Origin of the sequence: Micromonospora sp. NPDC047620, from assembly GCF_043205005.1 — a bacterium.
GTDB lineage: Bacteria > Actinomycetota > Actinomycetes > Mycobacteriales > Micromonosporaceae > Micromonospora.
In genome coordinates this window covers 76,979-95,355 of the sequence record NZ_JBIDDG010000015.1, presented here as the reverse complement: position 1 = coordinate 95,355, position 18,377 = coordinate 76,979, and the positions used below count along the sequence as shown (strand labels likewise).

Here is an 18,377-nt window from a genome sequence, read left to right as displayed (position 1 = left end):
CCCGGACCGACGACCGGTCGCCGCCGGCACGCTCGGGCAGGGCGGCGACGCGCCGGGGCGGGGGCGGCGACGGCAGTCGGTGGGGGCCGGCACAATGCTCAGCGGAACCCACACCGAAGGCGGATCGAGATCGTGACCCTCTCTGTTCATCAGCGGATCGCCGACGAGCTCGGCGTCGCCGAGCGTCAGGTACGGGCGGCCGTGGAGCTGCTCGACGGCGGCGCCACCGTGCCGTTCATCGCCCGCTACCGCAAGGAGGCCACCGGCCTGCTCGACGACACCCAGCTGCGCACCCTGGAGGAGCGGCTGCGCTACCTGCGCGAGCTGGACGAGCGGCGCGCGGCGGTGCTGGAGTCGATCCGCGGCCAGGGCAAGCTCGACGAGGCCCTGGAAGCGCAGATCATGGCGGCCGACTCGAAGTCCCGCCTGGAGGACATCTACCTGCCCTACAAGCCCAAGCGGCGGACCCGGGCGCAGATCGCCCGCGAGGCGGGGCTGGAGCCGCTCGCCGAGTCGCTGCTGGCCGACCCGTCCAGGGATCCCCGCGAGGCCGCCGCCGGCTACGTCGACGCGGACCGGGGGGTCGCGGACCCCGCCGCCGCCCTGGAGGGCGCCCGGGCCATCCTCATCGAGCGGTTCGCCGAGGACGCCGACCTGATCGGCACCCTGCGCGAGCAGATGTGGTCGCGGGGCCGGCTCGTCTCGCGGGTACGCGACGGCCAGGAGTCGGCCGGCGCGAAGTTCGCCGACTACTTCGACTTCGCCGAGCCGTACCCGAAGCTGCCCTCGCACCGGATCCTCGCCATGTTCCGGGGCGAGAAGGAGGGCGTGCTCGACCTGACCATGGAGCCCGAGGAGGCCGGCGAGGCCGACGCGGCCCCCACCGGGCCGAGCCGCTACGAGGCGGCGATCGCCGGCCGGTTCGGCGTCACCGACAAGGGCCGCCCGGCCGACCGGTGGCTGGCCGACACGGTGCGCTGGGCCTGGCGCACCCGGATCCTCATCCACCTCGGCGCCGACCTGCGGATGCGGCTGTGGCAGGCGGCCGAGGAGGAGGCGGTGCGGGTCTTCGCCACCAACCTGCGCGACCTGCTGCTCGCCGCGCCGGCCGGCACCCGGCCCACGATGGGGTTGGACCCGGGCCTGCGTACGGGCGTGAAGGTCGCCGTGGTGGACGCCACCGGCAAGGTGGTCGCCACCGACACGATCTACCCGCACGAGCCGCGCCGGCAGTGGGACGCCTCGATCGAAACCCTGGCCCGGCTCGCCGGCGCGCACGGCGTCGAGCTGGTCGCCATCGGCAACGGCACCGCCAGCCGGGAGACGGACAAGCTGGCCGGGGAGCTGATCAAGCGGCACCCGCAGCTCAACCTGACCAAGGTGGTGGTCTCCGAGGCAGGGGCGTCGGTCTACTCCGCGTCCGCGTACGCCGCCCAGGAGCTGCCCGGGCTGGACGTCTCGCTGCGCGGCGCGGTCTCCATCGCACGCCGCCTGCAGGACCCGCTCGCCGAGCTGGTCAAGATCGACCCGCGTTCGATCGGCGTCGGCCAGTACCAGCACGACCTGTCCGAGGTGAAGCTCTCCCGGTCGCTGGACGCGGTGGTCGAGGACTGCGTCAACGCGGTCGGGGTCGACGTCAACACCGCCTCCGCGCCGCTGCTGACCCGGGTGTCGGGCATCGGCGCCGGGCTGGCGGAGAACATCGTGCTGCACCGTGACGCCAACGGGCCGTTCCGCACCCGGGCCGAGCTGAAGAAGGTCCCCCGGCTCGGGCCGAAGGCGTTCGAACAGTGCGCGGGCTTCCTGCGCATCCCCGGCGGCGACGACCCGCTGGACTCGTCCAGCGTGCACCCGGAGGCGTACCCGGTGGTGCGCCGGATCCTGGCCAGCACCGGGCAGGACGTGCGCTCCCTGATCGGCAGGAGCACGATCCTGCGCGGGCTGCGGGCCACCGACTTCGTCGACGACACCTTCGGCCTGCCCACCGTCACGGACATCCTGGCCGAGCTGGAGAAGCCGGGCCGCGACCCCCGGCCGGAGTTCCGCACCGCCACCTTCGTGGAGGGCGTGGAGAAGATCAGCGACCTGACGCCCGGGATGGTGCTGGAGGGCGTGGTCACCAACGTGGCCGCGTTCGGCGCGTTCGTCGACGTCGGGGTCCACCAGGACGGCCTCGTGCACGTCTCGGCCATGTCCCGGACGTTCGTGAAGGACCCGCGCGAGGTGGTCAAGTCCGGCGACGTGGTCCGGGTCAAGGTGCTCGACGTCGACGTGCCCCGCAAGCGGATCTCGCTCACCCTCCGGCTGGAGGACGACGCGGAGGCCGGCGCCGGTCGCGGCGGTCCGGAGGGCGGTCGCCGCGAGCGCGGCGGGCAGGGCGGGCCGCGCGGCGACCGGGGCGGCCGGGACGGCGGTCACGGCGGTGGGCAGGGCGGCCGGGACGGCGGTGGGCAGGGCGGGCGCGGCGGGCGCGGCGGATCGCCGCAGCGGCAGGGCGGCCGGGGCGGCGCCGCGCCGGCAGCGGCCAACAGCGCCATGGCCGACGCGCTGCGCCGGGCCGGCCTGGCCTGAGGTCACCCCGCCGGGCGGGCGCGAACGCGCACCGCCCGGCGGGCCCGCGGCCGGCGGGTGCAGCCGGTGGCGACCGCTGCCCGAGATCAGCGGGCGGCCAGGGCCCGGCGCCGGGAACGGGGCCGGCAAGAACCCGGGCGACGGGCACGCAGACGTCGGGCCGCCGAGCACCACGACTCGGGCGCGGGCGGCGCGGAAGCCACGGGTACCGGGGGCGTGCGGCGCGGGAGCCACGGGTACCGACGGCGGGCGCGCGGGAGCCACGGGTACCGACGGCGGGCGCGCGGGAGCCACGGTACCGGGGGCGCCGCGGCGCGGCGTACCGTCGCGGTCGTGGACGAGGGCGACGGCCTGGAGTGGCGGGAGCGGCAGCGACGGGCGGTGCGGGCGCACGCGGCGGCCGACGAGCGGCGCCGGGCGGCCGAGCAGGCGGAGGCGGCGGAGCTCGTGGCCTGGTTCGTCGCCGAGGCGATCCGGCGCGGGCTGCCGACGGAACGGCTCACGGCCCGGGCCTACGACGGTCGCGGCCGTTTCCGGACGCGGCTGCGCGGCTGGTACGTCGACCGGGCCCGGACCCGGGCGGTCGACGTGGACGGGCGGTTCCACCTGCTGACCGTGTCGGGCGGCCTGCGCGCCCGACTGCTCGGGGCCGAGCCGCAGCCCAGCCCGCCGCCGCTGGTCGTCGGCGCGGGTGGCCGGGACGGCGAGTCCATCCCGCTGCGAACGCTGCTCACCCGCCGGCTGGACGGCGGTGACGAGGGGCCCTGACGGGGTCAGCGACGGGCCCGGCCGAGCCGGTGCCCGGGGCCGCGCCGGGCCAGGTACCACCACCACGACTGCTGCACCACCAGCGTGACCAGGCCGGCGAGCACGATCGCGCAGAGGTTGATCACCAACTGGAGGGCCGAGCCGGCCGCCTCGTGCCAGACGCCGTACGCGGCGGCGACGGCCACGTTCGCGGCGGCCGGCACCGTGGTCACCGAGATCAGCACCCCGACCAGGCTGCCGGACTTCTTCGAGGTCAGCGAGAGCATGCCGGCCACACCGGCGAGCAGGCCGACCACCCAGGAGAGCGCGTCCGGCCGCCAGATGAAGTCCGTGAGCGGGCGATCGGCCAGCAGCATCCCGCGGTCGACCAGGCCGGCGGCGGTCAGCGCCCAGGTGCTGAGCACGGTGACCACCATGGCGACGAGGAAGCCGACCACCAGCGCCTGCACCGACCGGGCGATGACCGGCAGCCTGCGGCGCAGCAGCGCCACGCAGAGCGCGGCCAGGGGGCCGAACTCGGGGCCGACGACCATCGCGCCGACGATGAGGATCGGCTGGTCGAGCAGGACGCCGATGCCGGCGAGCATGGTGGCGACGGTGATCAGCACGAGGTAGGTGGCGGACAGTTCCGTCTGCTCGCCGGTCTTGGCGGCGATCTCGTCCCAGACCACCGCGTCCGCGCCGCTGCCGGGCGCCGTCCGGGCCGCCCGGTCCGCCGCCGCGGAGATGGCCAGCTCCACGTCGTCGGCCGCGATGGCCCCGCGTGCCTCCACGCCGAGCTGCCGCAGGTCGCGCAGCACGCCGTCGGCGCTCTCCCGGACCACGTCGCAGAGGATGAGGTCGCCCTCGGGCTGGCGGGCGGCGCCGGCGAGCACGGCCAGATGGGTCACCCCGGGGTCGGCGGCCAGCAGCTCGGCCACCGCGGCGGACTGGTCCGGTGGAGCGATCACCCTCAGGTGCAGCACGGCCCTCCCCCTCGCCCTGTCGACGGTCGAGCACTCTACTGCCGGTCGGGCCGGATGGAAGGTCACGTCTTGGTAGCCGGCCGAGTCCTGACGGACGGTTGGCCGGTTGACCTGTCGGGATCAGGACCTAGTGTCGTGATTATGGCCTCTTGACGCTTTCATGCCTGATACAACCTGTCTGTTCCGTGATGACTCGATTGGCTGGGAGGTCGACAGCGTGCATGGTTCCGTGAACGCGCCGGGGGATCTGGCGGAGCGGGCCCGACCGGAGGGCCTCAAGCGGGCCATCGACCTGGCGGCAGCCGTGGTGCTGCTGGTGCTGACCGCGCCGCTCGTCCTCGTGGTGGCGGCGCTGGTGGCCGCGGGGCTCGGCCGGCCGGTGCTGTTCCGGCAGCCGCGCGCCGGCCGGCACGGCCAGGTGTTCGAGCTGGTCAAGTTCCGCACCATGCTTCCGCCCGATCCACGGCGGGGACGGGTGCGCGACGGGGACCGGCTGACGCCGCTGGGGCGGTTCCTGCGCTCCACCAGCCTGGACGAGCTGCCGACGCTGTGGAACGTGCTGCGCGGCGACATGAGCCTGGTCGGCCCCCGTCCCCTGCTCACCGACTACCTGCCGCGCTACTCCCCCACCCAGGCCCGCCGGCACGAGGTCAGGCCGGGCGTCACCGGGCTGGCCCAGGTACGTGGACGCAACAGCCTGGGCTGGGAGGAGAAGCTGGACCTTGACGTCTGGTACGTCGACCATCGCAGCCTGCGGCTGGACCTGTCGATCCTCGCCGCGACCGTCCGCACCGTGCTGCGCCGCGAGGGGATCTCCGCGGCGGGCTCGGCCACCGCGCCCGAGTTCCTCGGCACGCCCTCGCTCGTTCCCGCCGCGCCGGGCCGGGAGGCCGAGCTGACCGTTCCCGCCGGAGGTGGCCGATGAGCCGGACCATCCACCTGTCCCCGCCCGACGTCGGGCCGCTGGAGGAGTCGTACGTCGTCGCGGCCCTGCGGTCCGGCTGGGTCGCGCCCGTCGGGCCGGACCTCGACGCGTTCGAGTGCGAGGTCGCTGCGCGGGTGGGCACCCGCGGGGCCGTTGCCGTCAGTTCCGGCACGGCCGCGCTGCACCTGGCGCTGCTCGGGGTGGGAGTCGGGCCCAGGGATGCCGTCATCGTGCCGACGCTGACGTTCGTGGCGACCGCGAACGCGGTCCGGTACGCCGGCGCCCGACCGGTCTTCGTCGACTGCGACCCGCACACCGGCAACGTCGACGTCACCCTCGTCGCCGAGCTGATCCGAAATCTGACCTTCCGGGGCCAGCGTGTCGGGGCGGTCGTCCCGGTGGACCTCTTCGGCAGCTGCGTCGACTACACCGCGCTGCTGCCGGTCTGCGACGCGGCGGGCGTCCCGATCGTCGAAGACGCCGCCGAGGCCCTCGGCGCCACCCATCGCGGCCGGCCCGCCGGCTCCTTCGGCCAGGCGGGCATCCTCTCCTTCAACGGCAACAAGATCATGACCACGTCGGGCGGCGGCATGCTCGTCTCCGACGACACGGCCCTGCTGGCCCGGGCCCGTCACCTCGCGACCCAGGCCCGCGAACCGACGCCGCACTACGAGCACCGCGAGACGGGCTACAACTACCGGCTGAGCAACCTGCTCGCCGCGCTCGGCCGCGCCCAACTCGTCAGGCTGGACGGGATGATCGCCCGGCGCCGGCAGCTTCGCGACCGGTACGCCAAGCTTTTCGCCCCGGTCCCCGGCGTACGCCTGATCGGCATGGAGGACGCGGGCTCCAACTGCTGGCTGACGACCATCGTGGTCGATCCGGAACGGTCCGGGTGGTGGGCCGCCGACCTGGCGGCCCACCTGGCCCTGCGGGACATCGAGACCCGACCGGTCTGGAAACCGATGCACCTGCAACCGGCGTACGCCGACGCCGAGCGTCTCGTCACCGGCGTGGCGGAGCGGTTGTTCGCCGACGGGCTGGCCCTGCCGAGCGGCAGCGTCCTTGACGAGGCGCAGATCGGCCGCGTCCTCGCCGCCGTGGACGAGTTCCTGACGGTGCGGGCGGGGGCGTCGACGGCGTGACGACTCCCCTGGTGGTCGTCGGCTGCGGTGGCCACGGCCGGGAGGTCCTGACGATCGCCCGGGCGGCGGACGCCGCAGCCGGCCGGCGCCGCTGGCGGCTCCTCGGGTTCGTCGACGACCGCCCGTCCGAGGAGAACCTGAAGCGGGTGCAGCGGCTCGACGTCCCCTACCTCGGCGGAGTCGCCTGGCTGCGCGACGCACCCCCGGAAACGCACCACGTCATCGGCATCGGCGACCCGCGCGTCCGGCGGGCCGTCGCGGGGCGCGTCGACGCGTACGGCGTGCCGGCGGCGAGCCTCGTACACCCGGCGGCGACGATCGGGCCGGACACCGTGCACGGTCCCGGATTCGTCGCCTTCGCCGGGGCCCGCGTCACCACGAACGTCACCGTCGGCCGGCACGTGCACCTCAACCAGAACGCCACCGTCGGCCACGACTGCACCCTCGCCGACTTCGTGTCGGTCAACCCACTCGCCGCCGTCTCCGGCGACTGCCACCTGGCGGAGGGGGTGCTCGTCGGCACGACCGCAGCCGTGTTGCAGGGCCTGCGGGTGGGCCGGCACAGCACCGTCGGAGCTGGCGCCTGCGTCGTCCGGGACGTGCCGGACGGCGTCGTCGTCAAGGGCGTACCCGCCCGTTGACCCGACACGACCTCGACTCCTTGGGCAAAATTCGGTCATCAAACCCGAAAACTCCCAAACATCGCTTTCGGGCATGTATCAACTAAAGGAGCTCAAAGCTCCTTCCGCCCCGCGGCGGAAGCGGTCGGAGACGGACAGGGAGCACATATGCCGCCGGAGACAGAGACGACCCGACTCAGCGAGCAGGGGTCACACCGGTCCAGGGCGCGGCGCCGGACCATCGGATTTCTCGCCACCGACAGCACCGCCTGGGTTTGCGGGTTCGTCGCCGCGGTCTGGTTCCGTTACGAGTTCGACCTGACGCCCGGCCAGCTCGCGCGCGCCGTCGCCTGCGGCGCCCTCGCCGCCGTCGTGCACGTGGCCGTCGCGGCGGTGCGCCGGATCTACTCCGGACGCCACCCGCTGGGCAGCCTCCAGGAGGTGCAGGGGGTCGCCGGCACCGCGGCCACCACCGCCGCGATCCTGCTGGTCGGGCTGCTCCCGGCCGGCGTACGGCCGGTGCCGGCGAGCGCCCCGCTGGTCGGGGGCGCCCTGGCGCTGCTGTTCATGCTCGCCGCCCGGTTCACCTACCGGCATCGCCGCGACCTCGCCATGCGACCGGACGTCCGGTCCTCGAACCCGGTGCTGCTGTTCGGGCTCGGCGACGCCGGGCAGGGACTGCTGCGGGCCATGCTCAGCGACCCGCGCGGACGGTACCGGCCCGTGGGCGCCCTCGACGACGACCCCGACAAGCGGGACCTGCGCATCGGCGGAGTACGCGTGCTCGGCGGCCGGCGGGACGTCCCGGAGGCCGTCCGGCGTACCGGTGCGACGACCGTGATCTTCTCCGTCGCGAACGCCGACGCCGCGCTGATCCGGCAGATCCGGGAGGCCACGCTGCGGACCGGGGCGGCGTTCAAGGTGCTGCCCCCCGTCCGGGACCTCGTCGACCACCGGATCACCGTCACCGACGTCCGCGACGTGCAGATCGGCGACCTGCTCGGGCGCCGGCAGGTGGTGGCCGACATGCCGATGAGCACCAGCGGGCTCACCGGCCGACGGATCCTGGTCACCGGCGCCGGCGGCTCCATCGGCTCGGAGCTGTGCCGGCAGGTGATGAAGGCGGACCCGGGCGAGCTGATGATGCTCGACCGCGACGAGTCGGCCCTGCACGCCCTCCAGATGTCACTGGCCGGCCGGGCCCTGCTGGACGGCCCCGAGCTGATCCTCGCCGACCTTCGGGACGACGAGGGGATCCGACGGATCATCCGCGAGCGCCGGCCTGAGGTCATCTTCCACGCCGCCGCGCTGAAGCACCTCACGCTGCTCCAGCGGCACCCCGGCGAGGCGGTGAAGACGAACGTCTGGGGCACGCTCTCCGTGCTCGACGCCTGCCGCGACGTCGCCCGGTTCGTCAACATCTCCACCGACAAGGCGGCCGACCCGATCAGCGTCCTCGGCTACTCGAAACGGATCACCGAACGGCTGACCGCGCACGCCGCCTCCCGCTTCCCCGGCACCTTCCTCAGCGTCCGCTTCGGCAACGTGTTGAGCAGCCGCGGTTCGGTGGTGACGGCGTTCCAACGGCAGATCGAGCTGGGCCGACCGCTCACCGTCACGCACCCCGAGGTGACCCGCTACCTGATGACGGTGCAGGAGGCGGTGCACCTGGTGTTGCAGGCCGCCGAGATCGGCCGGGACGGGGAGGCGCTGGTGCTGGACATGGGCGAGCCGGTCCGCATCGCCGACCTGGCGCGGCAGATGGCCGAGCAGGCGGACAGCAGCGTGCCGATCGTCTACACGGGGCTGCGGCCCGGCGAGAAGCTGCACGAGGACCTCTTCGGTACCGGGGAGGTCGACACCCGGCCGCTGCACCCGCTGGTCTCGCACGTGGCGGTGCCCGCGCTGGACCCGATGGAGGTCAGCGGCCTCGACCCGTACGACGCCCCCGAGAAGGTCGTCGCCCAGCTCGCCCAGCTCTGTGCCCACCCGACCGGACCTGTCCACGCCGCCTCGGTGCAGGTTCCGTTGTCCCGCTGAGGTCTCTCCGTGGACGCCGCCGACCCGCCGGGTCGGCGGCGTCCACACGTCCAGGCCTACTACGGGCCCGCGGCGGGTCCTGTCGGCACGGGGCACGAGAAGGCCGGCGACCGGGCTCCGGTCGCCGGCCTCGTCGTTACCTCAGCGGCGGATGCCCGCCCAGTCGTGGTGCCGCCGAACGGTGGAGAGGATGAAGTCGACCACCCGACGGGAGGTGTCCGGGACCCGGTAGTCGACCGGGCACGGCACCCCCTGGGCGGCGACCTGGTCCACGGTCACCTCGACCGCCTCGACCACGCCCTGCGGGTCGAGCCCGGTCATAATGATCCCGCCGGCGTCCAACGCCTCAGGACGCTCGATCGACTCGCGCAGCGTCACGGCGGGGAAGCCGAGGATCGCGGCCTCCTCGCTGATCGTGCCGCTGTCGGAGAGCGTGCAGTAGGCCCTGGTCTGGAGGTGCACGTAGTCGAAGAGGCCGAACGGCTCGTGGAACGCGATCCCCTCCAGGGCGGTCGCGTCCGGCGCCAACGCCTCCAACCGCTTGCGGGTACGCGGGTGCGTGGAGACCAGCACCGGATACCCCCACCGGTCACGGACCGCCCTGAGGCAGTCGAGCAGACGCTGGAGGCGGGCCGGCTGGTCGACGTTCTCCTCGCGGTGCGCGCTGACCACGAAGTACCGGCCGGGCGCGAGGTCGAGCTGCCGCAGGACCGCCGACGCGGCGATGTCCGACCGGTAGTGCTCCAGCACCTCCCGCATGGGCGAGCCGGTGTGCAGGATCCGGCGCGGGTGCAGCCCCTCGGCCAGCAGGTTGCGCCGGGCGTGCTCGGTGTAGACCAGGTTGAAGTCGGCGACGTGGTCGACCAGCCGCCGGTTCGTCTCCTCCGGGACGTTCAGGTCGAAGCAGCGGTTGCCGGCCTCCATGTGGTAGACCGGCACCCGCATCCGCCGGGCCATCAGCGCGGCGATGCAGCTGTTGGTGTCGCCGAGCACGAGCAGCGCGTCCGGCCGCGTCTCGGCGATGGCCGCCTCCATGCCGACCAGCACGCCGCCCAGCACGCGGCCGAGCGACGAGGTGTCCACCCGCAGGAACCGGTCCGGCTCGCGCAGCCGCAGCTCCTTGAAGAAGACGTCGGAGAGCGTGCTGTCCCAGTTCTGCCCGGTGTGCACCAGCAGGTGGTCCACCGTGTCGTCGAGCCGGGCGATCACCCGGGACAACCGGATGATCTCGGGTCGGGTGCCGACCACCGTCATGATCCGGGTCATGCCCGTCCTCTCTCTGCTGCCAGCTTGCTCATGATGTCCTCGAACTGGTCCACGCCCACCCGCAGCGACATGCGCTCCTGGTAGACGCGCCGGGCCCGCAGACCCAGCTCCGCCCGCGCCGCCGGGGACTCGGCCGCCGCGACGGAGAACCGCGCGGCGAGCGCCTGCCAGTCCCCCGGCGGGGAGACCAGCCCGACGCCGGTCGAGCGGACCAGGGCCGCGGCGTCGCCGCCCACGGAGGCGATCACCGGGGCGCCGCAGGCCAGGGCGGCCTGCAGCTTCGACGGGATGCTGCCGCGCAACGCGGGCAGGTCGCGCAGGCAGACGAGCTGCCAGTCCGCGGCGGCGTACAGCTCGGCCATCTGCTCGGCCGGACGCCGGCCGACGAAGCGGACGTTGTCGGCGCCGAGGTCTGCGGCGAGCCGCCGGGCGGCGTCCTCGTCCGCGCCAGAGCCGACCAGCACCAGGTCGATCCGGTCGCGGGCAGCGGCCGCCGCCCGGATCGCGGTCTCGATGCCCTGCAACAGGCCGATGTTGCCGGCGAACATCACCGTGCAGCGTCCACGGTGGCCGAGCGCCGCGCGGGCCGCGTCGGTGGCCGGCACCGGCCGGAACAGCGCGTCGTCGGTCCAGTTCCACACCACCCGCACCCGGTCCGGGTCCGCGCCACGGGCCACCACCAGATCGGCCATCGCCGGCGAGATCACCACGACGGCGCTGGCCAGGCGGTACGTCGCGCGCATCAGCGCGGCGATCCCCCGCTGCAACGCCCGGCCGGCCCGGCCGGTCGGTGCCATGCCCGACCCGAGCACGGACTCCGGCCACAGGTCCTGCACGTGGAGCACGATCGGCGTACGCCGGGCCGCGCGGGCGATCGCCGCCGCGGCGAACGAGGTGGGCGGCGGGTGGTAGACGTAGGTGACGTCGGCGCCGGCCAACCAACGGACGCCGCCCAGCGCGCTGCTGGCCCCGAAGGAGAGGTGGCTCAGCGCGCGCCGGGCGGCGGACGTGTCGTGGCTGGGATAGGCGGGGACCCGCCGGACGGCGACCGGGCCGTCAGCCTCGGTGTGCCGCCAGCGTTGCCGCCAGCCCGGGAAGATGCGGCCGTGCGGGTAGCTCGGAAAGGTGGTGAGCACCCGCACCTCGTGGCCCCGCTCCGCCAGCTGGCGCGCCAGGTTGCCGGGGATGAACACTCCTTCCGGCGGATACCACTGGCTGACCAGGCCGATCCTCACGCGTCGACCACCGGCTGCTCCGCCCGGGGGGCCTCCACCGGTTCGGGCCAGGTGTCCGGCCGGTCCGGGTCGAACACCTCGTTCGTCCAGAACATGGTGACCAGCTCGTCCGATCCCGTGTTGACCAGCTTGTGCACCCACATGGTGGGCATGTCCACCAGCACCGGCTCGTCGCCGGAGACGGAAAACCGCACCACCTCGGTGTCGCCGACCCTGCGCAGGCTGATCTCGGCCGTGCCGTGCAGCACGACGAACCGCTCCATCTTGGCCAGGTGGAAGTGCTCGCCCCGGGTGATGCCGGGACGGGTCGTGGAGCAGAAGGTCTGGCCGCCTCCACCGTGCGCCTTGACCGTCTCGACCAGCTCGCCCCGGGTGTCGGCCCGACGCGGCAGCGCCAGCGGATAGTGCGCGGGGAAGCAGTGCGACCGGTACGTGTTGAACAGCCGGACGTCGTGCCGGTCCAGCAGAGCCGGGATCTCTCCCGTCCGGTAGGTGGCGGCGACGTCGGCGAGCCGGCCGGCGAGGGCCCGCACGCCGATCCGCAGCGCCGGCATGGCCGGATCCCACGATCCCCCGGCCGGAACGCCGACGAGTCGGGCCGCCGCGTCGGTGACGTGTACCAGGCTCAGCTCCCGGTCGGCGTGCACCTCCGGCTGGCCGCCCTCGGCGAGCAGCCGACAGAAGGTCGCGACCGCGGAGTTGTAGAACGGCCGCCCGTGTTCCCCGTACAGGTTCGGCAGCAGGACGTCGTCGACCGGCAGGCCCGTGTCGGCCAGGATGCCGGCGGCGGCGGCTTTCGCGTCGCCGTAGGGCGTACCGTTGCCGGCCTGCACCGAGTTGGCGAAGACCACCGTCCCGGGCGGCGTCGGGCAGTGCTTGAGACCCTGCGCGAGCTGCGCCGCGAGCTGCACGTTCCCGGCGGACACGTCCGCCGGCTCGCCCCGGTTGACCCCGGCCAGGTGCAGCACCCGGTCGACCCCGCCGACCTTCGCCGCGACCCGCTGGGGGTCGGCCAGTTCTGCCCGGGTGACGACGACCGGCTCCGGCCAGCCGAGGACGCGCAGCAGCACCCGTACGTGCCAGCCCAGGAAGCCGCCGGCTCCCGTGACCGCGAGCCTCAGCATGCCAGCACCGGGTCCCGCAGGGCCAGCTCCGCGCGCACCTCGGGCAGCGTCTTCAGCAGCTCGATGATCTCCGGTACGCCCATCCGTGGTGCGTTCGCCGAGTTGAAGTCCTCCGTCGGCCCCACACCCAGTTCGCCCTCGTCCACGTAGAGCGCGTAGTTCAGGTCGCGCGCGTCCAGCGGCACCCGGAGGAAGTCGCCGAAGTCGTCGGCCTGGGCGAGTTCCTCCCGGCTCGCCAGCGTCTCGTCCTGCTTCTCGCCGTGCCGTACGCCGATCACGTCGAGCTTGGCGGGCACGTCGAACAGCTCGCAGACCGCCTCGGCGAGGTCGCCGATGGTGCAGGCGGCGGCCTTGCGGATGAAGATGTCGCCGGGCCGGGCGTGCTGGAAGGCGTGCTCGACGAGCTCCACCGAGTCGGCCAGCGACATCAGGAACCGGGTCATCCCCGGGTCCGTCACCGTGGGCGCCCGGCCCGCCTTGATGTGCTCGATGAAGAGCGGGATGACCGAGCCGCGCGAGTACATGACGTTGCCGTACCGGACGCAGGAGACCGTGGTGGCGCTGTTCGGGTTGTTCCGGGCGTGCGCCTGGGCCACCTTCTCCATCAGGGCCTTGCTCATGCCCATCGCATTGACCGGGTAGACGGCCTTGTCGGTGCTCAGGACGACCACCGAGCCCACCCCGTTGCGCTCCGCCGCCTCGATGACGTTGGCGCTCCCCAGAACGTTGGTACGCACCGCCTCCAGCGGGAAGAACTCGCACGACGGGACCTGTTTCAGGGCCGCCGCGTGGAAGATGTAGTCGATGCCCCGACTGGCCCGCAGGACCGAGTCGTAGTCGCGCACGTCCCCGACGTGGTAGCGGACCCGGTCGTCGCCGAGCACGCGGCGCATGTCGTCCTGTTTGGCCTCGTCGCGGCTGAGCACCCGGACCTCGCCGACGCCGCGGTCGAGGAGCCGGCGCACCATCGTCTTGCCGAAGGAACCCGTGCCGCCGGTGATGAGGACCCGGCGGCCGGTGGTCGAGATAGTCACAGCTTGCTTCCCGTCTCGTGTGGGCGGATCGCGACGCCGCGCGCCGGTGCCGGAGCGGCGGTCACAATCGGGCAACGAGTAGGAGGGAGTCCAGAAACGGCCAAACGGGACGAAGCACCGTTCAGCCCGATCCCCTGCGACGCCAGGCCGAGGGACGCAGGCCGGCATGACAAGAGGGGACCATGTTTGGCGAAACAGGCAACATGCCTGTTTCCAGGTTGCTATAACACCCATCGAGGCACAAGCACCGGCCAGGCGAGCCGACCGGGACCCTCGGACCGACCGATCGACGTTGCACTGGGCGCGCATGATCGCCGCGATCCTGGTCCGACCCGGCACCCGGCCGTCCGACATGGTTCGCAACGGGGTCAGTGAGCGGGAGCCGTCGGGAGATGCCGGGCGGAGCAGACGAAGGCGGGACAGCGGTCCGAATGACGACGATGGCACCACGAATGGCCCCGCAGACGACGGTCCTGTCCCCCGAAAGGCGGCAGGAGAACTCCGAACCTCCTTTTCATCGGTGATCGCGGGCATGGCTTCCATTGCTCCTGGCTGTCGCGTGGATGCTGGGGACCTTCGGTCTGTTCTGGACGGGAACGTTCGCCACGCAGGTCCCGAATCCTGAAAAGCTCTGCCTCTTCGTGTTCGCCGCTACCGCCGCGTTGCCGCCGGCTACGCCCTGACCATCCGCCGTCCGGAACGATCGGGACAACCAGGACGACGCGGGCCCAGGACAGCCAGCGCGTCCGACAGTTGGTCGTGGCCGGGGGGGTCTACTACATCGCCCTCGGAGTGGCGCTGCTCGGCGAGTACGGTGCGACCGGTCCCGGCAGCATCTGGGCCAGCATCCAGGACCCCGCTCAGGCGTACGCCAGCAAGTTCTCGGTCTACCAGGCCCAGCAGGACACCGGGCGGACCAACGCCGCCATCCAGGTGTTGACGTTGCTCGGCGTGCTGGGCACCGTGCTCGTCCCGGTGCTGGTCATCCACTGGCGGCGTCTGACGACCGGCGTACGGTTTCTCGGGCTCGCCGGCATCGACACCTATTCGGTCTTCTTCCTCTACATCGGGACCATGAAGGGTCTCGGCGACGTTGTCCTGATGATCGCCGGTGGTCTCCTGATCGCGTCGGCACGCGCGAGGGACCGGACACGTCACGGAGGTCGACGCCGGCGGGCCACCATCCTGGTCGCGGTCGTTGCGGCACTGTTCTGCGGCTACATGGTGAACAACCAGGCGGACCGGGCCGCGTGGTTCGGGACCCAGGACCGAATCCAGGCGAGCTCGACTGTGGAACGGATCGTGGGCCCGCATCTCGCGAGCGGCGTAGCGGCAGTCGTCCACTACCCGACACACGGCTATCTCGGACTCGCCTACAACCTCGACACGCCCTTCTCCTGGTCGCACGGCATGGGAAGCACACCAGCCCTGGCCTCCTACGGCAGCCAGTACCTGGGCGTGGATGCCGACCGGTATCCCACCTATCTTCAACGCACCGAGGAGCGGACGGGATGGCCGGCTGGGCTGTACTGGTCGACCATCTACCCCTGGCTCGCCTCGGATCTGACGTTTCCCGGCACCATTCTCTTCATGGCGCTGCTGGGCTGGTTCTTCGCCAGGACCTGGCGCGAGTCGGTCGTCTCCAAACGGCTCCTGCCCACCCTGATCTTCGTGCAACTTGTCCTGCTCATCGGCTACATCCCTGCCAACAACCAGCTGGGGATGTCCCGCCCAGGGCTGATCGGCGTCGCCACTCTGCTCCTGCTCTACTTGCTGTCACCGACCCACCGCCGCCGGACGGGGCAGCCGCCGGCCGATGCAGGTGCAGAGGCATCCACGCGGGTCGTGGAGCCCACTCGCATCCACAGGCTCGGGTAGCCACGGGCTGTCCAGAACAGCGGCGATCTCAGGCCCGAAGCCAAGCTGGCGATTGGCCTCACGAGCTACAGCCGGGGTTTACGATCCGGCCATCGGCATGGGGCGGCACCAAGGGATGTGCGGTTCTCGTGGGTGCCCTGGCCGGTCCGCGCGGATCCACACCGCGGGGCCTGCGGAAGCGGCCCGATCACCGGCCGGGGCGCGCCGGCTGACGGTGACGATGTCGCGGGCGGTACGAGGCCGGCTCCATCGGCCCGGGGTCGATCCGCCTCTTCGAGGACGTCACGGCGAGCGCCCTGCGGTAGCCGACGACTGCCGCCGGAAAGACCGTCGCTCCGTACGACACGACCGACGCCACGGCCACACCGGACAGGCCGATCCGACCGGCCAGGAAGACCTTGAGGGGTATCGCGACGGCGAGACAGGCGAGCCACCCCACGAACTGAGGGCGGAGCAGCCCGATGCTGTTCTGGACCATGAAGATCGGGGACGCCACCGCGATCAGCACCGAGTACACGGCGAGTGCGACCAACAGCGGCACCGGTACGTGCGCGAGTTCCTCCGACCGGATCCAGAACCGGAGGACGTCGTTTCCGAACAGGACAAGACCGAGCCCCGGTAGCGCCACCACGACGGCGGACAGGCACGACATCCGACGTGTGTTCCGACGCACCCACGTGACGTCGCCACGCGCCAACGCCTCGCCATTGGCTGGCCAGAGCGGAAGATTGACCAGCGTGACAAAGAGCGCGAGCACGCTGAACACGCGCATGACCACCGCGTAGTTCGCTGCCGACGTCATGCCGAGGACCCGGCCGACCAGGAAGCCGTCAACGTTGAGGATGACGGAGCTGAGCACGGAAATGACGAAGAACCGCAGCCCCAACCGGAGCAGCCCTCGTACGGCGAGCCCGCGCACGTACCGTGGCCGGGGCCGCAGGTCCGGGTTCTGCCAGGCGAAGTAGCAGAGTGTGTTGGCGGCATTCATCAGAGGCACCGCCAGCACCGCTCCGGCGATCAGCAGGACCGGGTCGACGTCGGCGACGGCTCCGGCGACCACCAGGCCCGCCGACACCAGGCTGCCGACTGCCTGCCACAGGTTGCTCTGCGCGACCTGCTGATGGGCGTACTGGACACGTTGAATCAGCGCCAGAGGGATGTTGACGAGGAAGGAACCGAAACAGAGCAGGACCACGGCCCGGGCGTCGCGGGCCACGTCCGGATGGGTGACGTTGAGCAGGGCGGACCACGGGACTATCTGCACGGTGGCCGCCAGCACGCCGAGCAGCACCGCGGCGAGGCATCCCAGCAGGGCGTACGCGCTCGCGATCTCGCGCGCGGCCGCGGACCGGTCCCCTGCGGTGTACAGCCGGGCGAGTCGGGTCAGCAGGCCGTTGCCGAGTCCGAAGTCGGCGAACAGTGCCATGCTCGTCAGCGACGTGACGGCCATCCACATGCCGTAACGCTCGGCGCCGAGGTGTGTGAACGCGAGTGGCGTGATCAACAACGGCGCGACCAGGCCGACGGCCTTGCCACCGAGCGAGGAGGCGATGCCCGCGACCAGGGCCCGGCCGCGCGAGCGTCGCGCTGCCTCATGGTCCGCCTGCTCCACCGGGTCCGCCGCTGCCTGCTGAGACGGCGTGCCCACCACACCTTGCTGATCCTCGGCGCCGGCTGGCGGATGGGCTGCACGCATGGCGGGCTGGTCACCCATCGAGCCCGGGAACGTCGTTGGCGGCCCCGGCGCCCGCCACGACGCGGTCGATGGCGTGTGGCTCCATCACCTGCCGCCTCCGGCTTTCACCGGTCCCTACTGGCCGGCCAGTACGCGTCCGGACATCCAGGACACAGTCTGCTCCAGACCGACCCGCAGCGGGGTGGGCCGTACCGTGGGAAAGAGTTCGTACAACCGGCCGCAGTCGGCCTGCGAGTCCCGGACGTCGCCCGGCCGCGGAGGCTCGCGGATCACCTCGAGTCGCCGGCCGAGGATGTCCTCCAGGTCAGCGATCACCTCCAGCAGCGAGATCCGTGCGCCGAAGGCGAGGTTGACCACGTCCGGTGCGGACACCCGGCGGACGACCGCGTCGACGATCACCGAGGTGACGCTGCCGACGTAGGTGAAGTCGCGGGTCTGCCGCCCGTCGCCGTGCACCCGCAGCGGCTGCCCAGCCAGGGCCGCGGTGACGAACCGGGGCACCACTGCCGCATAGGCGTGGTGGGCCGCCTGCCGGGGGCCGAAGACGTTGAAGAAGCGGAAGGGCAGCACCGGCAAGCCGTAGCAACTCGCGTAGGCGACGGTGTACGCCTCGGCGGCGAGCTTGGAGACGGCGTACGGGCTGACCGGCATCGGGCGCAGCCCTTCCTGCCGGGGCAGCACGGGGTTCGCGCCGTAGACGGAGGAGGACGAGGCCATGATCACCTGCCCGACGTCGTGCCGGCGCGCCGCCTCGAGCACCATCAGGGTGCCGGTGGCGTTCGCGTGGTGGCTCGGCAGCGGGCGGTCGATGGACCGGGGCACCGAGCCCAGTGCGCCGAGGTGCACCACGCTGGCGGCGCCGGCGAACGCCTCGTCCAGCAGGTCGGGGTCGAGAACGGTGCCGCGGAGGAGCGGCACCGGCAGGCCGTCCAGGTTTTCCAGGAGACCGGTGGAGAGGTCGTCCACCGCGACGACCGAGGCGACCTCCGGCGCGTCCAGCAGCGCCCGGACCAGGTTGGCCCCGATGAAGCCGGCACCGCCCGTCACCACTACCTTCACGGTCGTCCCCCGTTCCACCGGTGCCCCCGGCCCGACGCCGGCGCGATCACC

General features: G+C 72.5%; 14 protein-coding genes. 7 read left to right on the top strand and 7 right to left on the bottom strand.

Annotation, left to right across the window (positions count from 1 at the left end; genetic code table 11):
• Positions 1–132: 132 nt before the first annotated feature.
• Together ACGF5C_RS20070 and ACGF5C_RS20065 are read left to right on the top strand one after the other, a co-directional pair.
• Positions 133–2,571 carry a Tex family protein gene (locus ACGF5C_RS20070; protein WP_393303630.1) on the top strand — a complete coding sequence of 813 codons (2,439 nt, stop codon included), beginning with the start codon at positions 133–135 and terminating at the stop codon, positions 2,569–2,571.
• Between the two features lie 333 nt (positions 2,572–2,904).
• Positions 2,905–3,339: a hypothetical protein gene (locus tag ACGF5C_RS20065; RefSeq protein ID WP_393303628.1), complete on the top strand. Its 435-nt coding sequence runs from the start codon at positions 2,905–2,907 to the stop codon at positions 3,337–3,339.
• A 5-nt stretch (positions 3,340–3,344) separates the two neighbouring features.
• Here the strand turns inward: ACGF5C_RS20065 and ACGF5C_RS20060 are convergent, their stop codons facing one another.
• Positions 3,345–4,304 carry a DUF389 domain-containing protein gene (locus tag ACGF5C_RS20060; protein WP_393303626.1) on the bottom strand — a complete coding sequence of 320 codons (960 nt, stop codon included), beginning with the start codon at positions 4,302–4,304 and terminating at the stop codon, positions 3,345–3,347.
• Between the two features lie 217 nt (positions 4,305–4,521).
• On the opposite strand from ACGF5C_RS20060, the gene ACGF5C_RS20055 reads away from it, so the two are divergent.
• The 4 genes from ACGF5C_RS20055 (at position 4,522) to ACGF5C_RS20040 (ending at position 9,034) form a co-directional block, all read left to right on the top strand.
• Positions 4,522–5,229, top strand: a complete 708-nt coding sequence (locus tag ACGF5C_RS20055; RefSeq protein WP_393303624.1) for a sugar transferase — start codon at positions 4,522–4,524, stop codon at positions 5,227–5,229.
• Positions 5,226–6,374, top strand: a complete 1,149-nt coding sequence (locus ACGF5C_RS20050; protein ID WP_393303622.1) for a DegT/DnrJ/EryC1/StrS family aminotransferase — start codon at positions 5,226–5,228, stop codon at positions 6,372–6,374. Before ACGF5C_RS20055 ends, ACGF5C_RS20050 begins: the two co-directional genes overlap by 4 nt.
• Positions 6,371–7,015, top strand: coding sequence for an acetyltransferase (locus ACGF5C_RS20045; RefSeq protein ID WP_393303620.1), 645 nt, complete (start codon positions 6,371–6,373; stop codon positions 7,013–7,015). The genes ACGF5C_RS20050 and ACGF5C_RS20045 overlap by 4 nt, the downstream gene beginning before the upstream one ends.
• 147 nt (positions 7,016–7,162) lie before the next feature.
• Positions 7,163–9,034, top strand: a complete 1,872-nt coding sequence (locus ACGF5C_RS20040; RefSeq protein ID WP_393303618.1) for a polysaccharide biosynthesis protein — start codon at positions 7,163–7,165, stop codon at positions 9,032–9,034.
• A gap of 141 nt (positions 9,035–9,175) precedes the next feature.
• Here the strand turns inward: ACGF5C_RS20040 and wecB are convergent, their stop codons facing one another.
• The 4 genes from wecB to ACGF5C_RS20020 are packed head-to-tail and all read right to left on the bottom strand — an operon-like array spanning position 9,176 to position 13,693.
• The gene (gene wecB / locus ACGF5C_RS20035) at positions 9,176–10,300 is read right to left on the bottom strand and encodes a non-hydrolyzing UDP-N-acetylglucosamine 2-epimerase (RefSeq protein ID WP_393303616.1); all 1,125 of its coding nucleotides are present in this window, start codon (positions 10,298–10,300) and stop codon (positions 9,176–9,178) included.
• A complete protein-coding gene (locus ACGF5C_RS20030; RefSeq protein WP_393303614.1) occupies positions 10,297–11,535 on the bottom strand; it encodes a glycosyltransferase family 4 protein in 1,239 nt (412 codons plus the stop codon). Before ACGF5C_RS20030 ends, wecB begins: the two co-directional genes overlap by 4 nt.
• Positions 11,532–12,659: an NAD-dependent epimerase/dehydratase family protein gene (locus ACGF5C_RS20025; RefSeq protein WP_393303612.1), complete on the bottom strand. Its 1,128-nt coding sequence runs from the start codon at positions 12,657–12,659 to the stop codon at positions 11,532–11,534. Before ACGF5C_RS20025 ends, ACGF5C_RS20030 begins: the two co-directional genes overlap by 4 nt.
• Complete coding sequence (locus ACGF5C_RS20020; protein WP_393303610.1) at positions 12,653–13,693, bottom strand: polysaccharide biosynthesis protein; 1,041 nt, start codon at positions 13,691–13,693, stop codon at positions 12,653–12,655. Before ACGF5C_RS20020 ends, ACGF5C_RS20025 begins: the two co-directional genes overlap by 7 nt.
• A 792-nt stretch (positions 13,694–14,485) precedes the next feature.
• Here ACGF5C_RS20020 and ACGF5C_RS20015 point away from each other — a divergent pair.
• Complete coding sequence (locus tag ACGF5C_RS20015; protein WP_393303608.1) at positions 14,486–15,571, top strand: hypothetical protein; 1,086 nt, start codon at positions 14,486–14,488, stop codon at positions 15,569–15,571.
• A 187-nt stretch (positions 15,572–15,758) separates the two neighbouring features.
• Here ACGF5C_RS20015 and ACGF5C_RS20010 read toward each other — a convergent pair whose 3' ends face one another.
• Together ACGF5C_RS20010 and ACGF5C_RS20005 are read right to left on the bottom strand one after the other, a co-directional pair.
• Positions 15,759–17,219, bottom strand: a complete 1,461-nt coding sequence (locus ACGF5C_RS20010) for a lipopolysaccharide biosynthesis protein (protein ID WP_393303606.1) — start codon at positions 17,217–17,219, stop codon at positions 15,759–15,761.
• Between the two features lie 162 nt (positions 17,220–17,381).
• Positions 17,382–18,314 (bottom strand): NAD-dependent epimerase/dehydratase family protein, encoded by a 933-nt coding sequence (locus ACGF5C_RS20005; RefSeq protein WP_393303604.1) that lies wholly within the window; start codon positions 18,312–18,314, stop codon positions 17,382–17,384.
• Between the last annotated feature and the right edge of the window lie 63 nt (positions 18,315–18,377).

What these genes read in the sequence shown, in the direction of transcription:
- ACGF5C_RS20025 (WP_393303612.1), bottom strand. Translation starts at nt 12,659, where the DNA reads ATGCTGAGGCTCGCGGTCACGGGAGCCGGCGGCTTCCTGGGCTGGCAC.
- ACGF5C_RS20040 (WP_393303618.1), top strand. Translation starts at nt 7,163, where the DNA reads ATGCCGCCGGAGACAGAGACGACCCGACTCAGCGAGCAGGGGTCACAC.
- wecB (WP_393303616.1), bottom strand. Translation starts at nt 10,300, where the DNA reads ATGACCCGGATCATGACGGTGGTCGGCACCCGACCCGAGATCATCCGG.
- ACGF5C_RS20050 (WP_393303622.1), top strand. Translation starts at nt 5,226, where the DNA reads ATGAGCCGGACCATCCACCTGTCCCCGCCCGACGTCGGGCCGCTGGAG.